At 58.7% G+C, this 17,771-nt stretch carries 16 protein-coding genes and 1 tRNA gene; 5 read left to right on the top strand and 12 right to left on the bottom strand.

The window, feature by feature from the left end:
- The first annotated feature begins 578 nt into the window (after window positions 1-578).
- The 3 genes from SELSP_RS01175 to SELSP_RS01165 all read left to right on the top strand — a co-directional run bounded on the left by SELSP_RS01175 (window position 579) and on the right by SELSP_RS01165 (window position 3,988).
- Complete coding sequence (locus SELSP_RS01175; RefSeq protein ID WP_009647003.1) at window positions 579-1,031, top strand: MarR family winged helix-turn-helix transcriptional regulator; 453 nt, start codon at window positions 579-581, stop codon at window positions 1,029-1,031.
- Between the two features lie 111 nt (window positions 1,032-1,142).
- A complete protein-coding gene (locus SELSP_RS01170) occupies window positions 1,143-2,030 on the top strand; it encodes an Mrp/NBP35 family ATP-binding protein (protein ID WP_006193851.1) in 888 nt (295 codons plus the stop codon).
- Between the two features lie 227 nt (window positions 2,031-2,257).
- Entirely contained in the window at window positions 2,258-3,988 is a 1,731-nt protein-coding gene (locus SELSP_RS01165) for a methyl-accepting chemotaxis protein (RefSeq protein WP_013740531.1), read from the top strand.
- A 223-nt stretch (window positions 3,989-4,211) separates the two neighbouring features.
- Here SELSP_RS01165 and SELSP_RS12140 read toward each other — a convergent pair whose 3' ends face one another.
- The 10 genes from SELSP_RS12140 to SELSP_RS01115 all read right to left on the bottom strand — a co-directional run bounded on the left by SELSP_RS12140 (window position 4,212) and on the right by SELSP_RS01115 (window position 12,578).
- On the bottom strand, window positions 4,212-5,081 hold the full coding sequence (locus SELSP_RS12140) for a hypothetical protein (RefSeq protein ID WP_013740530.1): 870 nt from the start codon (window positions 5,079-5,081) through the stop codon (window positions 4,212-4,214).
- A gap of 72 nt (window positions 5,082-5,153) precedes the next feature.
- A complete protein-coding gene (locus SELSP_RS01155) occupies window positions 5,154-7,169 on the bottom strand; it encodes a putative bifunctional diguanylate cyclase/phosphodiesterase (RefSeq protein ID WP_006193854.1) in 2,016 nt (671 codons plus the stop codon).
- 149 nt (window positions 7,170-7,318) lie between these two features.
- Entirely contained in the window at window positions 7,319-7,912 is a 594-nt protein-coding gene (folK, locus tag SELSP_RS01150; RefSeq protein ID WP_006193855.1) for a 2-amino-4-hydroxy-6-hydroxymethyldihydropteridine diphosphokinase, read from the bottom strand.
- On the bottom strand, window positions 7,909-8,271 hold the full coding sequence (gene folB, locus SELSP_RS01145; protein WP_006193856.1) for a dihydroneopterin aldolase: 363 nt from the start codon (window positions 8,269-8,271) through the stop codon (window positions 7,909-7,911). The genes folK and folB overlap by 4 nt, the downstream gene beginning before the upstream one ends.
- Complete coding sequence (folP, locus tag SELSP_RS01140; protein ID WP_013740529.1) at window positions 8,258-9,127, bottom strand: dihydropteroate synthase; 870 nt, start codon at window positions 9,125-9,127, stop codon at window positions 8,258-8,260. Before folP ends, folB begins: the two co-directional genes overlap by 14 nt.
- A 5-nt stretch (window positions 9,128-9,132) precedes the next feature.
- Window positions 9,133-9,702 (bottom strand): GTP cyclohydrolase I, encoded by a 570-nt coding sequence (folE, locus tag SELSP_RS01135; protein ID WP_006193858.1) that lies wholly within the window; start codon window positions 9,700-9,702, stop codon window positions 9,133-9,135.
- A 68-nt stretch (window positions 9,703-9,770) separates the two neighbouring features.
- Window positions 9,771-9,845 (bottom strand) — tRNA-Arg (locus SELSP_RS01130).
- A gap of 85 nt (window positions 9,846-9,930) precedes the next feature.
- The gene (gene murA / locus SELSP_RS01125; protein ID WP_006193859.1) at window positions 9,931-11,196 is read right to left on the bottom strand and encodes a UDP-N-acetylglucosamine 1-carboxyvinyltransferase; all 1,266 of its coding nucleotides are present in this window, start codon (window positions 11,194-11,196) and stop codon (window positions 9,931-9,933) included.
- A gap of 219 nt (window positions 11,197-11,415) precedes the next feature.
- Window positions 11,416-11,646, bottom strand: a complete 231-nt coding sequence (locus SELSP_RS01120; protein WP_006193861.1) for a glutaredoxin family protein — start codon at window positions 11,644-11,646, stop codon at window positions 11,416-11,418.
- On the bottom strand, window positions 11,640-12,578 hold the full coding sequence (locus SELSP_RS01115; protein ID WP_006193862.1) for an NAD(P)/FAD-dependent oxidoreductase: 939 nt from the start codon (window positions 12,576-12,578) through the stop codon (window positions 11,640-11,642). Before SELSP_RS01115 ends, SELSP_RS01120 begins: the two co-directional genes overlap by 7 nt.
- A gap of 340 nt (window positions 12,579-12,918) precedes the next feature.
- Here SELSP_RS01115 and SELSP_RS01110 point away from each other — a divergent pair, with 340 nt between their 5' ends.
- Window positions 12,919-13,923: a DUF134 domain-containing protein gene (locus SELSP_RS01110; RefSeq protein WP_013740528.1), complete on the top strand. Its 1,005-nt coding sequence runs from the start codon at window positions 12,919-12,921 to the stop codon at window positions 13,921-13,923.
- A 201-nt stretch (window positions 13,924-14,124) separates the two neighbouring features.
- On the opposite strand, the gene SELSP_RS01105 is transcribed toward SELSP_RS01110, so the two are convergent.
- Entirely contained in the window at window positions 14,125-16,017 is a 1,893-nt protein-coding gene (locus SELSP_RS01105) for a fructose-bisphosphatase class III (RefSeq protein WP_049781179.1), read from the bottom strand.
- 109 nt (window positions 16,018-16,126) lie between these two features.
- Complete coding sequence (locus SELSP_RS01100; RefSeq protein ID WP_013740526.1) at window positions 16,127-16,579, bottom strand: metal-dependent hydrolase; 453 nt, start codon at window positions 16,577-16,579, stop codon at window positions 16,127-16,129.
- 60 nt (window positions 16,580-16,639) lie between these two features.
- Here SELSP_RS01100 and SELSP_RS01095 point away from each other — a divergent pair, with 60 nt between their 5' ends.
- Window positions 16,640-17,746, top strand: coding sequence for a hypothetical protein (locus SELSP_RS01095; RefSeq protein ID WP_006193868.1), 1,107 nt, complete (start codon window positions 16,640-16,642; stop codon window positions 17,744-17,746).
- The last annotated feature ends 25 nt before the right edge of the window (window positions 17,747-17,771 follow it).

Raw genomic sequence — 17,771 nt, 5'->3', positions numbered from 1 at the left:
ACGTTCCTCGAAGGTTGTAAATGAGATAGACTATCATTATTTTATTTATATCTGAAGGTTTTTGTGATAAAATTCATCTATAAATCACTTCCTCAAAGCTTCCTAAGAAAAACAGCATGCGTTCCCATCGGAAACACATGCTGTTTGACTGCCTTGCAGCATTTTGCCTTATGTGATTATGCGGTATGCAGGATGCGTCGCCTTATCCCTTCTGCACTTCTTCGCCGAGAAGCCGAAATGCCGTAGCGCATACAAGGGCCGATACTGCCAAAACAATGGTGCTCATAATGAATAACCTCCTGTTTTCATCCAAATAAATCATGCAATACTTCAAATCAAATGTCCGAAGCACGAAATTTTCTCTTCATCCATATAAGCAGCTCTTTTCCTCTTCGCGTTTGGGGGAAGCTGCTTACATGTTCTATTATACACACAAAATATATTTTGTCAAATACAATTTTATAAAATATCATTTTTTCATGTTTTATTTTTCTACATTTCATTTGCTTATATTTTATTTATCTGCTAAAATATCGAAGAGGTACTGAAACAAGAATCATTCTATGGAGATGTTGTCAATGGCAAAAAAGGAATTCGATCCGCTTCTGCTGGAAAATCAGTTTTGTTTCCCGCTCTACGCCACAGGCCGCAAGATCGTGGCCGCCTACAATCCCTTTCTGAAAAAGATCGGTCTGACCTATGCGCAGTACGTCACGATGATGGTGCTCTGGGAAGAGCACACCGTCACCATGCACGATCTCGGCAAGCGCCTGTACCTCGATTCCGGCACCTTGACGCCCGTGCTCAAGAAGTTGGAAAGCATGGGGTATCTGAAGCGCCGCCGCAAGGCGGACGATGAGCGCGTGGTCGTCGTGGAGATCACGAAGGAAGGGGAAGCCCTGCGCGAAGAGGCGGAAAAGATTCCCTATGCGATGGGCTGCCTCGTCAATAAAAAAGGCACACTGTTCACCCTCGAAGAGGCCGAGGCGCTGAAGGAGCAGCTCTATCGCATCCTTCGTGCATTGGAATGACACAGCGCAGTGCGGCTATTGACAATTCAAGAAAAAGGGGTAATATAATGAATATACCCTATCCATTCAGAAAAATTTTCCATTATATGTATAGCAAAGGAGAGATTCATCATGAGTGAAAATTGCAGCAGCGGCTGCAGCAGCTGTTCCTCGGCGGGCGGCTGCGGCGGCGCACAGCAGGAGCCGCAGAGCCTTCTTACACCGCCGAACGAGCACAGCAGCGTCAAGCGCGTCATCGCCGTCATGAGCGGCAAGGGCGGCGTCGGCAAGTCCCTCGTCACCTCGCTCCTCGCGACTGCCATGGCGCGGCGCGGCCATCGCGTCGGCGTGCTCGACGCCGACATCACGGGGCCTTCGATCCCGAAGGTCTTCGGCGTCAAGGGCGAAGTGGAGAAGGCATCTGCCGATGCCGCGGGCATCCGCCCCTTGAAGAGCGCGGGCGGCATCGACATCATGTCGATCAACCTGCTCCTAAAGGACGAGTCCGATCCCGTCGTCTGGCGCGGCCCCATCGTTGCGGGCGTCGTGCAGCAGTTCTGGCAGGACGTCGTCTGGGAGAATGAGGACTACCTCTTCGTCGACATGCCGCCGGGAACGGGAGACGTTCCTCTGACCGTGCTGCAGTCCCTGCCCGTCGACGGCATCATCGTCGTGACCTCGCCGCAGGAGCTCGTCTCCATGATCGTCGAGAAGGCGGTCAAGATGGCCGGCCTGATGAACGCCCCCATCCTCGGCATCATCGAGAACATGGCGTACTTCAAGTGCCCCAACTGCTCGGCCGAGCACAAGATCTTCGGCGACAGCCACATCGAGGAGATCGCCCGCGACTACTACCTGCCGCTTCTCGCACGCCTGCCGATCGAGCCGAAGCTCGCCGCGCTCTGCGACGCCGGCAAGATCGAGTCGTTTGAGGGCGACTGGGTCGACGCTGCGGCGCTGCTCTTAGAAGAGCTGCCCGAGCATGACGCAGCCGAGGTCGATGACTTCAAAGAATCGTAAACCGCTGCCCTGCAAGGGGCGCAAACTATAGCGAAAAGCCGCTCGATACCGCCATCTCAGCACGGAAGGCGTATCGAGCGGCTTTTTTCTTCTTCCATTCTCCGCGATGCGACAAAACGAAAAAAATCCATGAAAAATCAGAAAAACTGCCTTAAAGGATTTCTTCTCCCCATGTCGAAGGCTAAATAAGATTAAGTTTCAATATGATTCAATGGAGATGGTTTTTCATGAAAAACATGACCGTGGCAAACAAGATCCTGTTCTCTTTCAGCATCTTGCTCATTGCCTTCATCGCTTTCGGCGTCTTCGCCTACCATTCGGTCGGCGAACTCGACGATCTCAACACGGGGATCAACCAGCGCACGACCCTCGTTGCCACTTCGAACAGGGTCGCGCAGGCCATGCAGAAGACGCGCCTCTACGTCTTCTATCAGGTGGTATCGGTCGACCCGGCGAAGAAGCACGATTTCGCCCAAAAGGTTCAGGATTCGCGTCAAGAGGTAGAAGATGCGTTCAATGCCCTGCGCGAGGCAAAGAAGAACACGGATTTCGGCTCGCCCGACATCACGAAGCAGGCGCTCTCCGAACTCGATGCAGAGCAGGAGCTTTGGGAGAGCTACAAGCGCCTGAGTCAAGCGGGCGACGCCATGAAGGAGTCGAACAACCGTGAGGAGGCCGAAGCCGCCATCCTCTCGCCCGAGATCGTCGAGGCGTTCGACGCCGCTGTCGCCGGCATCAATCAGGATGCTCAGAACTGCATCAAGGACGCCGCGGCGCAGAAGGAACGCAGTCAGGCGAAAGAAGCGCAGATCGCCGTCATCACCATCGTCTCCCTGCTCCTCGTCATCGCCTTGACGCTCGCCGTCCTCTACTGGCTGCGCCGCGAGATCAACAACGCCGTGCAGGGATTCCTGCAGGCCGTGCGCCGCGCCGCAGGCGGCGACCTCAGCGTCCATGCGCCCGTGGAGAATCAGGACGAATTCGGCGAGATGGCAACGGCGTTCAACGGCATGATCGACAACATGCGCTCAATGACGAAAAAGATTCAGGACACCGCCGCTTTCGTCTCCGACACGTCCGAGCAGCTCACGGCGAATGCCAACCAATCTGCCGAGGCCACGCAGAGCGTCGCCCAGTCCATCACGGAGGTCGCCGAGTCCGCTGCCGTTCAGATGGATTCCCTCGGCGAAACGAAGCATGAGATTGATGCCCTGTCCGACGGCATCAGTCAGGCCGTCAGCCGCATCGCCACGATCCGCAAGAACATCGAAGACACCGTCGAGCGCGCCAACGAGGGCAATGAACTCGTGAAATCGACCGTCGAGCAGATGAACACGATTTCCGAAACGGTCGACCAGTCGGCGCAGATCGTCGAAAAACTCGGTCAGCGCTCGCAGGAAATCGGCGAGATCATCTCGACGATTTCGGGCATTGCCGAGCAGACGAACCTCCTCGCTCTGAATGCCGCCATCGAGGCGGCACGCGCCGGCGAGAACGGACGCGGCTTTGCCGTCGTCGCCGAGGAAGTCCGAAAGCTCGCCGAAGAATCCCAGCAGGCGGCACAGCAAATCGGCGACCTCATCAGTTCCATCCAGACCGAGACGGAGCAAGCGGTCAGCGCCATGAAGGACGGCCGAGAGCAGGCGGAGAAAGGGCTGGAAAACGTCTCTTCGACGGGCCATGGCTTCTCGCGCATCCTAGAGCTCATCCGCATCTGCAGCGATGACAGCGCACAGATCACCGACACAATGCAGATCCTAGACGGACGCATCCACACGATCGTGAACCTCAGCGAGAACGTGAACAACTCCGCGAAACGCGCGAGCGACGCCTCGCAGAATGTATCTGCCGCCACCGAAGAGCAGGCCGCGGGCATGGAAGAAATCGCCGCAAGCTCGCGCGGCCTTGCAGACTCCGCGAAGAACCTGAAGGAAGAATCCGTCAAGTTCAAGGTGTGACGCCGCATCTTTACATGCTAAACCCCCGCAGGATTTACGCCTGCGGGGGTTTACTATGAAAGTCCAAGAAGTCAAGCCCAAAGGGCGTAGACTGATTGGCAAACTTTCGTTAAGGGCGGTGCACTTTTGTCCACAAAGTGGACGTTTGTGCGTGTAGTTTACTATGCACGGACACATAAAAACTCCGGCAAAAATCTCTTCCTGCCGGAGTCTCTCATTCTTCCTATGCGTCTTGTTCGCCCGACAGCACGATCTTGCCGGGACGCTGCGGCGCCCAGAGGCTGCCCATAAGACTGAAACGCGCGGGAGCTTCGATCTCCATGTGCGTGTACGTCTTGCCCTCCTGGTAGTTCGAAGCGAACGCTTCCTTCATGCCGCAGAAGCGATGGCGTTCCTCACTGTACGGAAACATGGGATCGGGAATGACGTAGTAATCATCCGAACCGTCGCCCTTTTCAACAGCCCAGAAGTCGCCTTCGTCCCTCGTTTCAAAGGTCGGCGGCGCATTCGGGTTCGTCTTCCTCGCCTCAGGATTCGTGCAGGTGAACCGCTTGCCGGAAAACTCCGCCAAGAGACTCGCAAAACGCGCTTTCTGCAGGGCGGGATCTTCTATATCGTTCACCTCGTTGTACGCTTCCAGAAAGCGCACGATCGGCGGCGATTCAGGCTCAGGCTCCGGTTCAGGCTCAGGCTCTGGCTCAGGCTCCGGTTCAGGCTCAGGCTCAGGCTCAGGCTCGAACGACGGCATCGGCTCAAAGGGAGAGTCGACGTCCTCGGGCGTCTCTGCCGCAAAATCGTCCTCGCCGCAAACGAGCCGTCGCAGTTCCCGGACTTCCTTTCTCAGCTTGATATAGCCGACAAGGCCGACGACGATCAGCGCCAGCAGCATGACGAGCATGAACGATTCAATCAAGAGCGTCACATGGTAAAATTCCTCGACGTCTTCGAGCAGCATGCCGACCGTGCCGCGCAGCTGCTCAAGCTCCTGCGGGTCGATGCGGGCGGCGAAAGCCTGCGTGCTCCATCCCCCAAAAGCACATGCGCCAAGCGCGAAGGCTCGCTGTCCCGCGCGCTTCATCCAACCCCTTTTCATTTCCAGCATTCCTCCCCTGCGCCAGAACGATTCATACCTCCGCATGAAATCGTCCTCGTGCAACTTCCTCCATCACCGTCCGGCTTCAGAAAGCGCAAATACATTCGACGCTTCCTTGAAATACTTTGCCTCGAACTCCTCGACCGGCATGGGCTTCGCGAAGAAATACCCCTGGAACATATCACAGCCAAGCGACCGCAGATGCTCGACCTGCTCCTTCGTTTCCACACCTTCCGTGATGACGCGCATGCCGAGCCACTTTGCCATGGCGATGACGGCGTTCAATATGACGGAACTGCGCTTCGGATTGCCCGTCTGGCGCAGGAAACCCATATCGATTTTCAGAATGTCCGCCTCGATGTCCTTGAGCATGGAAAGCGAGGAGTAGCCGCTACCGAAGTCATCGATCTCGACCTCGAAGCCCGATTCCTGCAGGCTGCTGATGAGCTTTCTGTACTTTTCGATGTCTCCCATCAAGGCCGTCTCCGTGATTTCCAGCTTCAGCTGCTTTGCGTCGATGCCATAGCGCTTCACGATGTCCGTCATCGTCTGGAAAATGTCGAGATGAAGCATGTCGTTCACGGAAATGTTGACGGAGATCGTCAGCCCCTCCTTTTCCGTTCCCTGCCAACGTTTCAGAATCGCCGCCGCCTCTTCCCAGACGTACTGGTCAAGGCGATGGATCAGTCCCGCATTCTCCAGGATGCCGATGAACTGACCGGGCGCGAGGAAGCCCTTCTCGGGATGATTCCAGCGCACGAGCGCCTCCGCGCCGAGCAGATCGCCCTCCGTCGAAACCTGCGGCTGCAGGTAGACGGCGAGCTGGCGCTCAGCCAAGCCTTCCTCGAAGCTGCCCAGGATTTCCTTTTCGCGCAGCGTGCGCTCCATCAGGGCGTCGTCATAGAACGCCACCTTGTTGCCATTCTCGTCGCGCACGAGAGAGAGCGCGAGATGCGCCCGATCGCACATGACAGAAACGGGCATCTGCGTCTCCTGAATCTTATAGATGCCGAGATGGATGTTCAGCTTGAATGAATTGCAGTCGAACGCCCGCCCCAGATGTTCCAGGCCGTCGAGCAAATCCTTTTCCGTGAAGCGCGCCCTGTCCACATAAGCGGCAAAATGGTCGCCGTGCAGACGGGCTGCCGCGCCCGAATCCATGGCAAGGTCGGAGAAAAATTCCGCCAGGCTCTTTAGAATCTCGTTTCCCTTCTCCTCGCCGAGAAGCTCGTTGACCAGTTTGAAATCCTTGATGTTCGAACAGATGATGCAGCGTTCGCCCTTTATGCCGTAGTCAAGTTCCTCGCGCACGGCGTCGTAGAAGCCCTCGCGGTCATACAGTCCCGTGAGCTTGTCGCGCGACCATGACGTATCGCTTTGCTCCTCCATCGCTCCCTGCCGATCGCGAATCGTGTAATAATAGCCCTTGTAATGCCCGTCCGCATCAAAGAGTTTCGCCATCGACACCCGATAGACGAAGCGCTCGCCTTCGAGGAAGAATTCCTGCTCCCACGCCGCCGCGCTTTCCCACGGAGAATCCCAGCTTTCATCCTTGAGCCACGTCATGAAGAAAGTGCGCAGCGCCTCCAGCTCGCCCGGCGGCACCTGGAAGGCACGATATGCCTCAAGGTTGGCATAAATGCAGGAATCTTCCACATTGAAGCACAAGACGCCCGCATGAGCCGTATCTTTCGCACGCGAGAGAAGCTGCAACACCTCGCGGTCACACATCGCGCGCGCATCCGCATTGCGCGGGTAGTTTGTCACCAGTTCCATCGCACAATGCAGGATGCTCTTGTCCGGCATCTCGATCTCAACCGGTGCGGAAAGGACATGGTATACCTTGTCGTCCGAAATCTCATCCTTTTCAAAGTTCGACTGCGACTTGGCCGCGCAGAAACTCGTGCAGTGCCGGCAGCGGCGCGACCTTCCCCAAGTGGTGAAGCAGCGCCCCTCGCGCCGCACCGTGCCGTCCGCTTCAAAATGAAGCAGCTCACATGCCTTTGCATCCACAAAGCGAGCGAAATCATATATATGCGCAAGATTTTGCTCCAGCTGACGCGCTTCCTGCATACTGAATCTCGCCATGCATTTCCCTCCTAAAGATACCATGGAGAGGACAGTCGCGCCATCCAAATTCCTTGGCGTAGTTCTCATGAAATCTCAATCAACCAAGTCTATTCTACCATGTTCCAACAGGAAAAGATAGCTTTTCTTTTGGAAGAAAAAACCTTCTTTCATTTTTTCATGGGACGGTATATGCCGCACCTGCGGCAGGCGGCAGTTTCCGAAAGATCCGCCAGCCATTCGTCGATTTTCCTGCCTCGGACAATCAGCCCAGGTGCAATCTCCGCCAAGGGCAGGAGGACGAAAGCGCGTTCGTGAAGATACGGATGCGGCAGGCGAAGCTCCGGCGCTGCACTCTCGAATCCTTCAGCGAAGAGCAAGTCGATGTCGATCGTGCGCGGTCCCCAATGCTCCTTGCGCACGCGGCCAAGCGCACGCTCGATGCGCTGAGCGCGGCGCAGGAACACGAGTGGCGAAAGGCGCGTCTCCAAAGCGGCGCAGGCATTGAGAAACGGCGGCTGCTTCTCGTTTCCCCACGGCGGCGTCTCATAAAAAGAGGATACGCGCAGGAGCTGCGTATCCTCAAGACGAGCCAAAAGTCGCAAGGCTCGCCGCAAGGAAGCGCGGCGGTCGCCGAGATTCGCACCGAGACCGAGATAGATGCGATATCTTCTCTCTGCACGCCCTGCGATATCGTGCGCCAGTCCCCGCTCCGCAGGGTGCACGCTCGCCCCCTCGACGGCTCTCGCCTCTTCGCCGTTCATGCGCGACTCCTCTCGATGCGCGCGCAGACGTCACGGAATGTGCCCGCAAGCGGCGCCTGGGGCTTATGCACGGCGATTTCGACGCGCGTGAGCGCCGCATACTTCTTGAGGAGCTGCGCCGCGATTTCCTCCGCTACCGCCTCGATGAGATTTTTCGCTTCTCCCTCGACAATGGTGCGCACGTCCTCGAACACCTCGGCATAATTGACGCTCCTGCAGAGGTCATCCGTGCGCCCCGCTTCGGCAAGGTCGAGGCAGAGCACGGCGTCGACGATGAAGTTCTGTCCCGTTTGCCGCTCTTCGGCAAAGCAGCCGTGATAGCCGAAGAACTCCATGCCCGAAAGCTCAATCCTGTCCATGCTTCCCGCCCTCCAAGATGACGTCCGACATGCGGCACATGCGCACGATCTCCTTGACGTCATGCACGCGCACGATGGATGCGCCTGCGGCGACGCCGAGCACCGTCGCCGCGCCCGTCGCTTCGAGCCGCTCCTCTACGGGGAGATCGAGCGCGTAGCCGATGAAGCTCTTGCGGCTCGCGCCCAAAAGCAGCGGATACGCTTCTCCGTCGAGCTTCATCAGCTCATGCAGACGATGCAGCACCTCGATGTTCGTCTCGGGCGTCTTGCCGAAACCGATGCCCGGATCGAAGATCAGGCGCTCTTTCGCCACGCCCGCCTCCTCGGCAATGGCGCAGCTCTCGCGGAAGAAATCCTGCATGGCTTCGATGACGTCCGTCCTGTACGTCGTGCCCGTCTGATTGTGCATGACGACGACGGGGGCGTGGTATTCAGCTGCAACGCGAGCCATCGCGCCGCGCTCTTCCGCCGCGTACTGCAGACCCCATATATCGTTGAGGATGTCCGCGCCGAGCCGCAAGGCAGCGCGTGCCGTCTCCGCCTTGAACGTGTCGATGGAAATCGGCACGGGAATCTTCGGCGCAATATGCTCCAAGAAGGGCGCGAGCCGCTCGATCTCCTCTGCCGCCGACACGGGCACGAAGCCCGGGCGCGACGACTCCGCACCGACGTCGATGATCGCCGCGCCGTTCTCGACCATCGAAAGCGCGTGGTCGAGCGCCTTATCGAGCGTGTTCCACTTGCCGCCGTCTGAGAAAGAGTCGGGCGTCACGTTCAATATGCCCATGACGAGCGTCCCTTCGCCGACCGTCAGCTCCTTGCCCGACGGCAGTCGGTAATGCCTCTTCGCCTTCATCTGCCTCATCCCTCCTTCGCTCCGCGCATCAGAAGATCCCATGCCTCCTTACCAAGAGCCGCATCGGCGGTGATCGTGCCGCCCGTTTCCGAAGTCAGCGTGCGCGTTCCGGGCGCAAGCTCGCCGCGCATCATCATGCACAGCTGCCGCGCCTCGACAATGACGAGCACGCCCTCTGCCGAAAGCCCGTCGAGCACGGCGTCCGCGATCTCGCGCGTAAACCGCTCCTGCAGCTGCGGCCTCCTCGCGAGAAGATTCACGACATGGACGAACCTGCTGAACCCCGCGATCCTGCCGTCCTTCGGCAAATAGGCGATATGCACCTCGCCGAAGAACGGCACGAGATGATGCTCGCACAGCGAATAAAACGGGATATGCTGCACCGCCGTCAGACCGCGCGCCTTCGTCTCGAAAAGCTCGCCCCAAGCCGAAGACGCATCTTCGCCGCAGCCCGAAAAGAGCAGCTCAAACATCTCCGTCACGCGCTCCGGCGTCTTCTCCATGCCGCACGCCGCGAGATCGAGTCCCATCGCTTCAAGGAACCGGCGCATCGCCGCGCTCGCCTTTTCGTTCATCGTACCTTCCGCCTCTCGCAGATATGATAAAAAGGGCGCGAAAGCGCGCCCTCCTTCAAATCATCCCATGGTGCGCTCGGCGGGAGTCGAACCCACGCTTTCAGCTCCGGAGGCTAACGTCCTATCCACTGGACTACGAGCGCATCAATAGAAACAATATATCACTTTTCCCGTAGGAATGTCAATTTTTATTTGCAGCAACCGGTTGCATCTGCTGTCGATTTCCCTTCAATCATCCGTGCGGCGAATGTCCGCGCCAAGCCCCACGAGTTTCTCCACGAGCTTGTCGTAGCCGCGATCGATGTGGTGGATGTAGCCGACCTGCGTCTCTCCTTCGGAGACGAGACCCGCGAGCACCATGGCAGCGCCGGCACGCAGATCGGTCGCCTTGACCTGGCAGCCCGTCAGATGATCGACACCCTCGACGATGGATGTGCGCCCGTCAATCTTGATGGACGCCCCCATGCGCTTCAATTCATCGACGTGCATGAAACGGTTCTCGAAGACCGTTTCCGTCACGAGTCCCGCACCGTCCGAGACGGCGAGGAGCGCCATGAACTGCGCCTGCATGTCCGTCGGAAAGCCCGGATACGGCATCGTCTTGATGTCGACCGCCTTCGGCCTGCGGTCGCAGGTCACGCGAATGCCTTCGACAGCCTCCTCGATCGTGACGCCCGCCTCCTTGAGTTTGGCAATGACGGGCTTCAGGTGCTCGGAAATGGCGTTTTCGATATAGACGTCGCCCTGCGTCATGGCGGCGGCGACCATGTAGGTGCCCGCCTCGATGCGGTCAGGGATGATCGTATAGTTGTGCCCCGTGAGCTTCTTGACGCCTTCGATCTTGATGACGTTCGTACCCGCACCGCGCACCTTCGCGCCCATGACGTTCAGGAAGTTTGCGAGATCGACGATTTCCGGCTCCTGCGCAGGGTTTTCGAGCACGGTCTGCCCCTCGGCCATCGAAGCCGCCATGAGGATGTTTTCCGTCGCGCCGACACTCGGGAAGTCGAGGTAGATGCGTGCGCCCTTGAGTCCCGCGTCAGCACGCGCCTCGATGTAGCCATGCCCGATCTCGATCTTTGCGCCCAAGGCCTCGAAGCCCTTGAGATGCAGGTCGATGGGGCGCGTGCCGATGGCGCAGCCGCCCGGCAGCGAGATCTTCGCGTGACCGAGGCGTGCGAGCAGCGGCCCCATGATGAGGAAAGAAGCGCGCATCTTGCGCACAAGCTCGTAGGGCGCTTCCGTCCGCTTGATCTCGCAGCTGTCCACGGTCAGCGCGTTCGCCGCATTGTCGAACGCCGCATGTACGCCGAGCGCCTGCAGCACCTCCGTGATCGTATGCACATCGTCGAGCGAAGGAACCTCCTCCAAGCGGCTCGGGGCGTCCTGCCCCAGAAGCGTCGCGGCGATGATGGGCAGCACAGCGTTCTTCGCACCACTGATCTTCACGCGTCCCGCAAGCCGACAGCCGCCCTTTATAATCAACTTCTCCATGAAAGTCCCATTTCCTCCCCCACACACTGCAAGTTCCATCGAGCTAATGTGGCTAATATAGCAATTTATAGTTTACCATGAAAGTCCAAGAAGTCAAGCCCGGAGGGCGCAGACTGAAAAAACGCCTGCACATGCACTTTTGCACATGCGGGCGTTTTTCGATGCTGCCTGCAGCAGCAGTCACTCTCTCAAGGAATCGCTGAATTTATCCGTGCTTCCTTATATACCGAGAATCGCATCGAGCTTCGCCTTGTCGAAGCTCACGACGAAGTCCTTGCCGTTGACCGTCGTCACCGGCACGATGAGATCGCCCGAAATGGCCTCGCACTCCTTGCGCGCCGCCTCGTCCTCCTCGATGTTGTGCTCCTCGTAGGCGATGTTCTTCGACTTCAGATACTTTTTGACCTTGTCGCACCAAGGGCACTGTGTGATGGAATAGACCTTTACCATGATGTTTTCCCTCCTGTGATGTACTTCTCGGCGAGAAGCGCCGCCGTCGTGCCGTCGGATGCGGCAGTCGTCAGCTGATGGATCTCCTTCTCGCGAATGTCGCCGGCGACGAAGACGCCGGGGATATTCGTGCGGCAGTCCTCGCCCGCGACGATATGCCCCTTCTCGTTGATCTCGACCTGTCCCTCAAAGAGCGCCGTGTTCGGCTGCACGCCGATGTTGACAAATATGGCGTCGACGGCAAGTTCCCGTGCCTCGCCCGCCTTCTTGTCGAAAATCTCGATAGATTCGAGCTTTCCCTCGCCCCGCAAGGCACGGATCTCCGTTTCGAGCAAGATCTCCGCCTTGGGATTTTCTCGGAGACGCTTCTGCGAAACTTCGTCGGCGCGAAGCTTGGAGCGATGCACGAGGTAGAGCTTCTTCGCGTAACGCGAGAGGAAGTTCGCCGCATCGAGCGCCGCATTGCCGCCACCCATGACGGCAATGATTTTATCTTGATACATGTGTCCGTCGCAAAGCTCGCAGTAGTGGACGCCGCGCCCCGCGTACTTCGCTTCCGCAGCGAGCGGCAGCTTCCTGCGGCTCATGCCCGAGGCGATGATGACGACGGGCGTCTCGTAAACGGCGCTCTCCGTCTCGACGCGCTTGACCGCGCCTTCGAGCGTAACCTGCTCAATCGCATCGAACTCGTCGACGACGGCGCCGAACGTCTCCGCCTGCTGCTGCACTGTCTGAATGAGGTCGCTGCCCGAGACGCTCAAAAAGCCCGGATAATTCTCAATGCCCGTGGCGTTCGCAATCTGCCCGCCGACGATGGCATTCTCCAGGACGAGCGTCGAAAAATTCATGCGTCCCGCGTAGAGCGCCGCCGTCAGCCCTGCCATGCCCGCACCGATGATGACGACGTCCTTCTGTATCGTTTCCTTTGCCATGGAATCCCTCCTCTATTTTGATGAGCGATATTATTCTTTTCTCCATGAAAGGGCTAAATCCTGCCGTTTTCGTCAAAACGGCTTGACACACTGTTCCTTCCATGATACGATGATAACACAGTTACCGACATATGTCGATAACAAATCCGTAAAAATATTTAAGGAAGCGCTGATAAAATGAGGTCGCCCAGATTTGCACAGATGCGCTGTATCTATCGAGGAGACAAACCGCAGGCGTAGCGGTGCTACGTCGAGGATTTGTCGACGACGAGAGGACAGCGCAGATGTGTGAAGATGGGTGGCTGAATTTATCAGTGATTCCTTAAAGGAGGCGAGGACTGTGCCAAGACCGACGCGGGGGCGAAGGATCTGCGTGCGTCCCGCCTACGAGCGCTTCACGCCTGCGGGCTTTCCCGGCGGCGAGGCCGTCACCCTGCTCGTCGAAGAGTACGAGTGCATACGCAGCATCGACCACGACGGGCTAAAGCAGGAGGAATGCGCCAAACGCATGGCGATCTCGCGCACGACGGTCGCCGAAATCTATGCCGCAGCGCGCAAAAAAATCGCCGAGAGCCTCGTCCACGGCAGACCGCTCGTCATCGAAGGCGGCTTCTACCAGCTCTGCGACATGTCCGCACCGTGCGGCAAATGCTGCCCGCGTGCCGAGGCGCGTCAAGGCTATTGCTTTTCGCCCCCGAGAAAGAAAGGAGAAGGAACGATGAGAATCGCAGTCCCCTATGAAAATGAAAACGGCACGGTGTTCCAGCATTTCGGACACTCGCAGGCATTCAAGCTCTATGACGTCAAGGAGGACGCCGTTGAGAAATCGGAGGTTGTCAGCACGCAAGGCAGCGGTCACGGCGCACTCGCCGGCCTTTTGAAGGAAAACGAAGTCGATGCGCTCATCTGCGGCGGCATCGGCGCGGGCGCGATCGAGGCGCTCACGGATGCCGGCATCCGCGTCTATGCCGGCGTCAAGGGCGCGGCGGACGAGGCTGTCGCACAGCATCTCGCCGGCACGCTTGAGTATACGACGGAAGCAAACTGCTCGCATCACGGCGAGGGACATGAGCACGCCGAAGGCGGCCATCGCTGCTCCCACGCGCACGGCGCGGGCGAAGGTCAGCACCGCCACGGCGAGGGTCACGGCCACTGCGGTCAGCACCACGGCGAAGGACACGGCGAAGGACATGCGCAGCACCACGGCGAAGGCCAAGCGCACGCACACCGCCACGGACAGGACGCCGCCATGGGTGAAGGGCGCTGTCCGCATCGCGGCAAAGGCGGCGGCCACGGCCACGGTCGCGGCGGCCACGGAGCAGGCCACGGCCCGCACCAGCAGTAACCGCAGATACGGCTTGCCCTTCTCCATCCGCTGAATCCTTATCCGTGCTTCTCCGGCACTTCCCGGCAAAATTGAACGTTCATCTTGTCGGATGATCGACTCAGTACGGCATCGAAAGCAAAAAGCATCCATCGAGCTAAGCTGCCGCCTCGCGCAGAGGCAGTGCGCTCAGACCGATGGATGCTTTTTTCGTATGCGAGGCTATGCCTTCGGCTCGATCACGCCGTTCTGATAGGCGATGAGCAAGTTGTAGAGGTCAGCGATTTCCTCTTGGATGTCCTTGCCCTCGTCCGTGTCGCCGAGCGTCGTGAGCTTCGTCTGCAGTTCGACCGTCTCGGAGACGGATTCGATGTCCTTGTTCTCCTTCAGCGCCTGGCGCACATCGGCGACCTGTTGGTGCATGAGGAGCCGGAAGCCGCGCGAGTTGGAGATGAGCGTGAAGCCCGAGATGCCCGTTTTCTTGTGGTACGCCTGGCAGAAGCCGCCGTCGATGATGATGGCCTTGCCGTGCGCCTTGACGGGCGTTTCTCCCTTCTTGACCTTGACGGGCACATGACCGTTGATGATGTGCCCGCTCTCGGGCAGGCCGAATTCCGCGAGGATGGAGCGGCAGAAATCCTCGTCGTCCAGCAGGCGGTAGTAGGGATCGGCAGGCTCCTTCCATGTGCTCTCGTCTTCCAGGAGCGAGCGCTCGAAGGTCTTGACCTCGCGTCCCGAGCACGGCGACGTCCTGCCGCACCACAAGAACCACATGAAGTCGAGATCCTCCTGCGCCCGGAAGAGGTAGGCGCGGCGCGCGCGGCGGTCGGCATAATCGAAGTAGGCGCGTCCCTTGTAAGCCTTGCCGTCGAAGATGACGTCGCGAAGCGAGCCGTCCTCGTTGACGGGAACGCAGCCGTGGTAAAGAAGGTTGCCGTTGCAGCACTTGTAGAGACTTCCCTTCTTGTAGAGGAAGTCGACGTGCTTTTGCAGCATCTCGCTCTCCGTGAAGTACGATTTGAGGTCGGCGATGATGCGCTCCTCCTCCTCCGAGAGCGCGAACGGATCTTTCGGGTCGATCGTCGGGAAGTAGGCGCTCTCCAGCTCGTAGCGGCGATCGCCGAGCATGACGTAGGAGGAGTTGTAATTGATCTTGTCGAGGAGACGGCGACTCTCCATCTCGAAGTCGGGATTCCTGGCGATGAGCTGGCCTTCGAGCTTCAGCATAATCATCGTGATCGCCTTCTCCGAGGCGCGGATGGCATTGGAATCGGGATAGATGCGCGTCGAAAAGAGCGATAGGGGACGCAGGCTGATGCCGTAGCCGCGCTCTAAGACGTCGGTGTTGTGGTAGCGCAGGCTGTTTCTCACGACGCCCGCGATGCAGACCTCACTGCCCGCTGCCGCGCCCATCCACATGACGTCGTGGTTGCCCCACTCGATGTCGATATCGTGGTAGTCGAGGATCATGTTGAGAATCGCGTCGGGACGGCTGCCGCGGTCGAAGAAGTCGCCGACGATGTGCAGATGATCGACGGCGAGACGCTTGACGAGCACGCAGAACGCTTCGATGAAGCCCGCGCCGCTGTCGATCTGCACGATGGTCGCGAGGAGGCGGCGATGGTACTGCGCCTGCGCCGTGTCCTCCTCGGGGCGCGTGTAAAGAAGCTCGACGATGACGGACTCATAGCGCTTGGGGATGAAGCCGCGCACCTTCGCCGCCGGGTACTTGTAACTCATGAGCTTCGACAGCTCCAAGAGCCGCGCGAGGTTCTCGCGATACCAGGCGGGCGTGTCCTTGCGCTCGGCATGCATGCGCTCGATCTTTTCCTTCGGGTAGTAGATGAGCGTGCAGAACTCCGCCTTCTCTTCATCCGTCATGCGGTCGGCAAAGACGTATTCGACCTTCTCGCGAATGACGCCCGAGCAGTTGTTCAAGATGTGGAAGAACGACTCGTACTCGCCGTGCAGATCGCTCATGAAATGCTCAATGCCCTTGGGCAGACCGAGCTGCGCCTGCAGGGAGATGAGCCTTTCGTAGACGGATTCCAGCGTCGGGTACTTCTCGGCGAGAAGCCCCAAGAGCTTGTTCTTCTTCTGCGTGCCCTGTTCCATCGTGATCCCCTCCAATGTGACCTCTTCTCCTATGCTTATAGACTTCCCCGCAAGCAAGGCGCTTTCCTTCTTGCCTGCGGCGGTGCAAAAATAAATTTCTCCTATAAAATTACCGGAAAACCAATCGTCCGATTCCATAAAAGAAAAGGACGAGGACAAGCGCGAAGGCGTACTCGCCGAACGAGCCGACACGGAAGAGGCGCACGCCGACCTTCTTCTTCGGATGAAGGAGCGGCACCTTGCCGCAAAGCGCATCCTCGGCGATATGAAAGAGTGCGCCGAGGAGGATGAAACGCCCCGCGAGAATGAGAGAGAGGGCGTCCTCGCCCAGCTCCTCGCCGAAAGCGCCCAGAGCGAGAAAGCCGAGGACGTAAAGGAGCGGCCAGTGCGACCAGCCGCGATGGGCGAGGAGTCCCGCCCACGGCAGGCGCACGCCGCCGCCCTTGCCCTCGATCCAGTCGGGAAGCACCGCGCCCGCCATGGCGCACGCTGTCGGCACGAGAGCGCCCGTCAGCGTATAGACCGCCATACCCGTCACAACCTCATGGCTGACCCATTTCATGCCCGCACCTCCTGCTTTCGTTGACATATATGCTATAATAGGACGATAAGGAGAATTTCTATGGACGATTATACTTGGCGGCTGCAGCTGCGCGCCCGAAAGATCAGCTCATACAATCGCACGCTCACGATGCTCGTCATCATCTTCTTCGCGCTTGCCGTCGGCTCCGTGCTCTGGTACTTCTTCATCCACGCGAGAAGCCCCGAATACGCGCTTGCCGAGATTCAAGAAGCGGCAGAGAAGCACGACGCCGAAAAATTCGAGCGCTACGTCAACGTCAGCCTGAGCATGGGCAGAATCTATGACGATCTCACGCGCAGCCTTTTCGCCGCCGACACTTCCCTGACGAGCGACGAACGCACGGAAGCCGTGCGTTTCTACCAACTCATCAAGCCGCAGGTCACGGCGGGGATGCGCACGACGCTCACAGGCCGCATCGAGACGGGCGAATGGCAGAAGCCCGGCGGCCTCCTGCAGGGACGCCAGCTGCGCATCGACTTCGAGAACCTCTTCGAGCGCAGCCTCTTGAAGAACATCACCATCGTCGGCCTCGACTCCATCGACCGCGACGGCGCGACGGCGACGGCGCACGTCAAGGCGAAGGACGAACTGACAGGAACGGAACTCACGCTGCTCCTCGCCATGGAGCAGGCGGGCGACGGTCATTGGCAGGTCTCCTACATCAAGAACTACCGCGACTGCCTCGACCGCCTGACGCCGCTCCTCGAAAAGGACGTCGCCTCCTACCTCGAAGCGTCGGCACCCATCGTCGAGCAGTACAACAAGCGCTTCGCCAAGGAGCAGCAGCGTTTTTCCGCGCTGACCGACATGCCGTGGGACGGTACGGGACTTCTCTCCAGCGCACAGAAAGACGGGCTGAAGAAGCTCATCCGAACGGAGATCATCCCGACCCTCAAGGAGCGCCAGCAAAAGCTCTCGGCGCTCTCCGTGCCGCCCGGCGCACGCTATTTGAGCCAGCTGCGTGCAGAATCCACCGAGCTTTCCATCACGGCTTGGGAGCACTTCGCCAACGCGCTCGAAACGGACGACTTTGCGGAGTTCGACACGGCAGAAACCGTACACAAGGAAGCGCTCGACATCGAAATGCGCCTCGAAGACCTCCTGCACCACGCGGCCCTTTGCAGCCACCCGCCCGAAATGCCTTGAATCCCGAAAAGCGAGAATGCGCCCC

Origin of the sequence: Selenomonas sputigena ATCC 35185 (assembly GCF_000208405.1) — a bacterium.
Classification (GTDB): Bacteria; Bacillota; Negativicutes; order Selenomonadales; family Selenomonadaceae; genus Selenomonas; species Selenomonas sputigena.
Note: the sequence above shows the minus strand (reverse complement) of the source record. Positions and strands in the feature narration are given on the sequence as shown.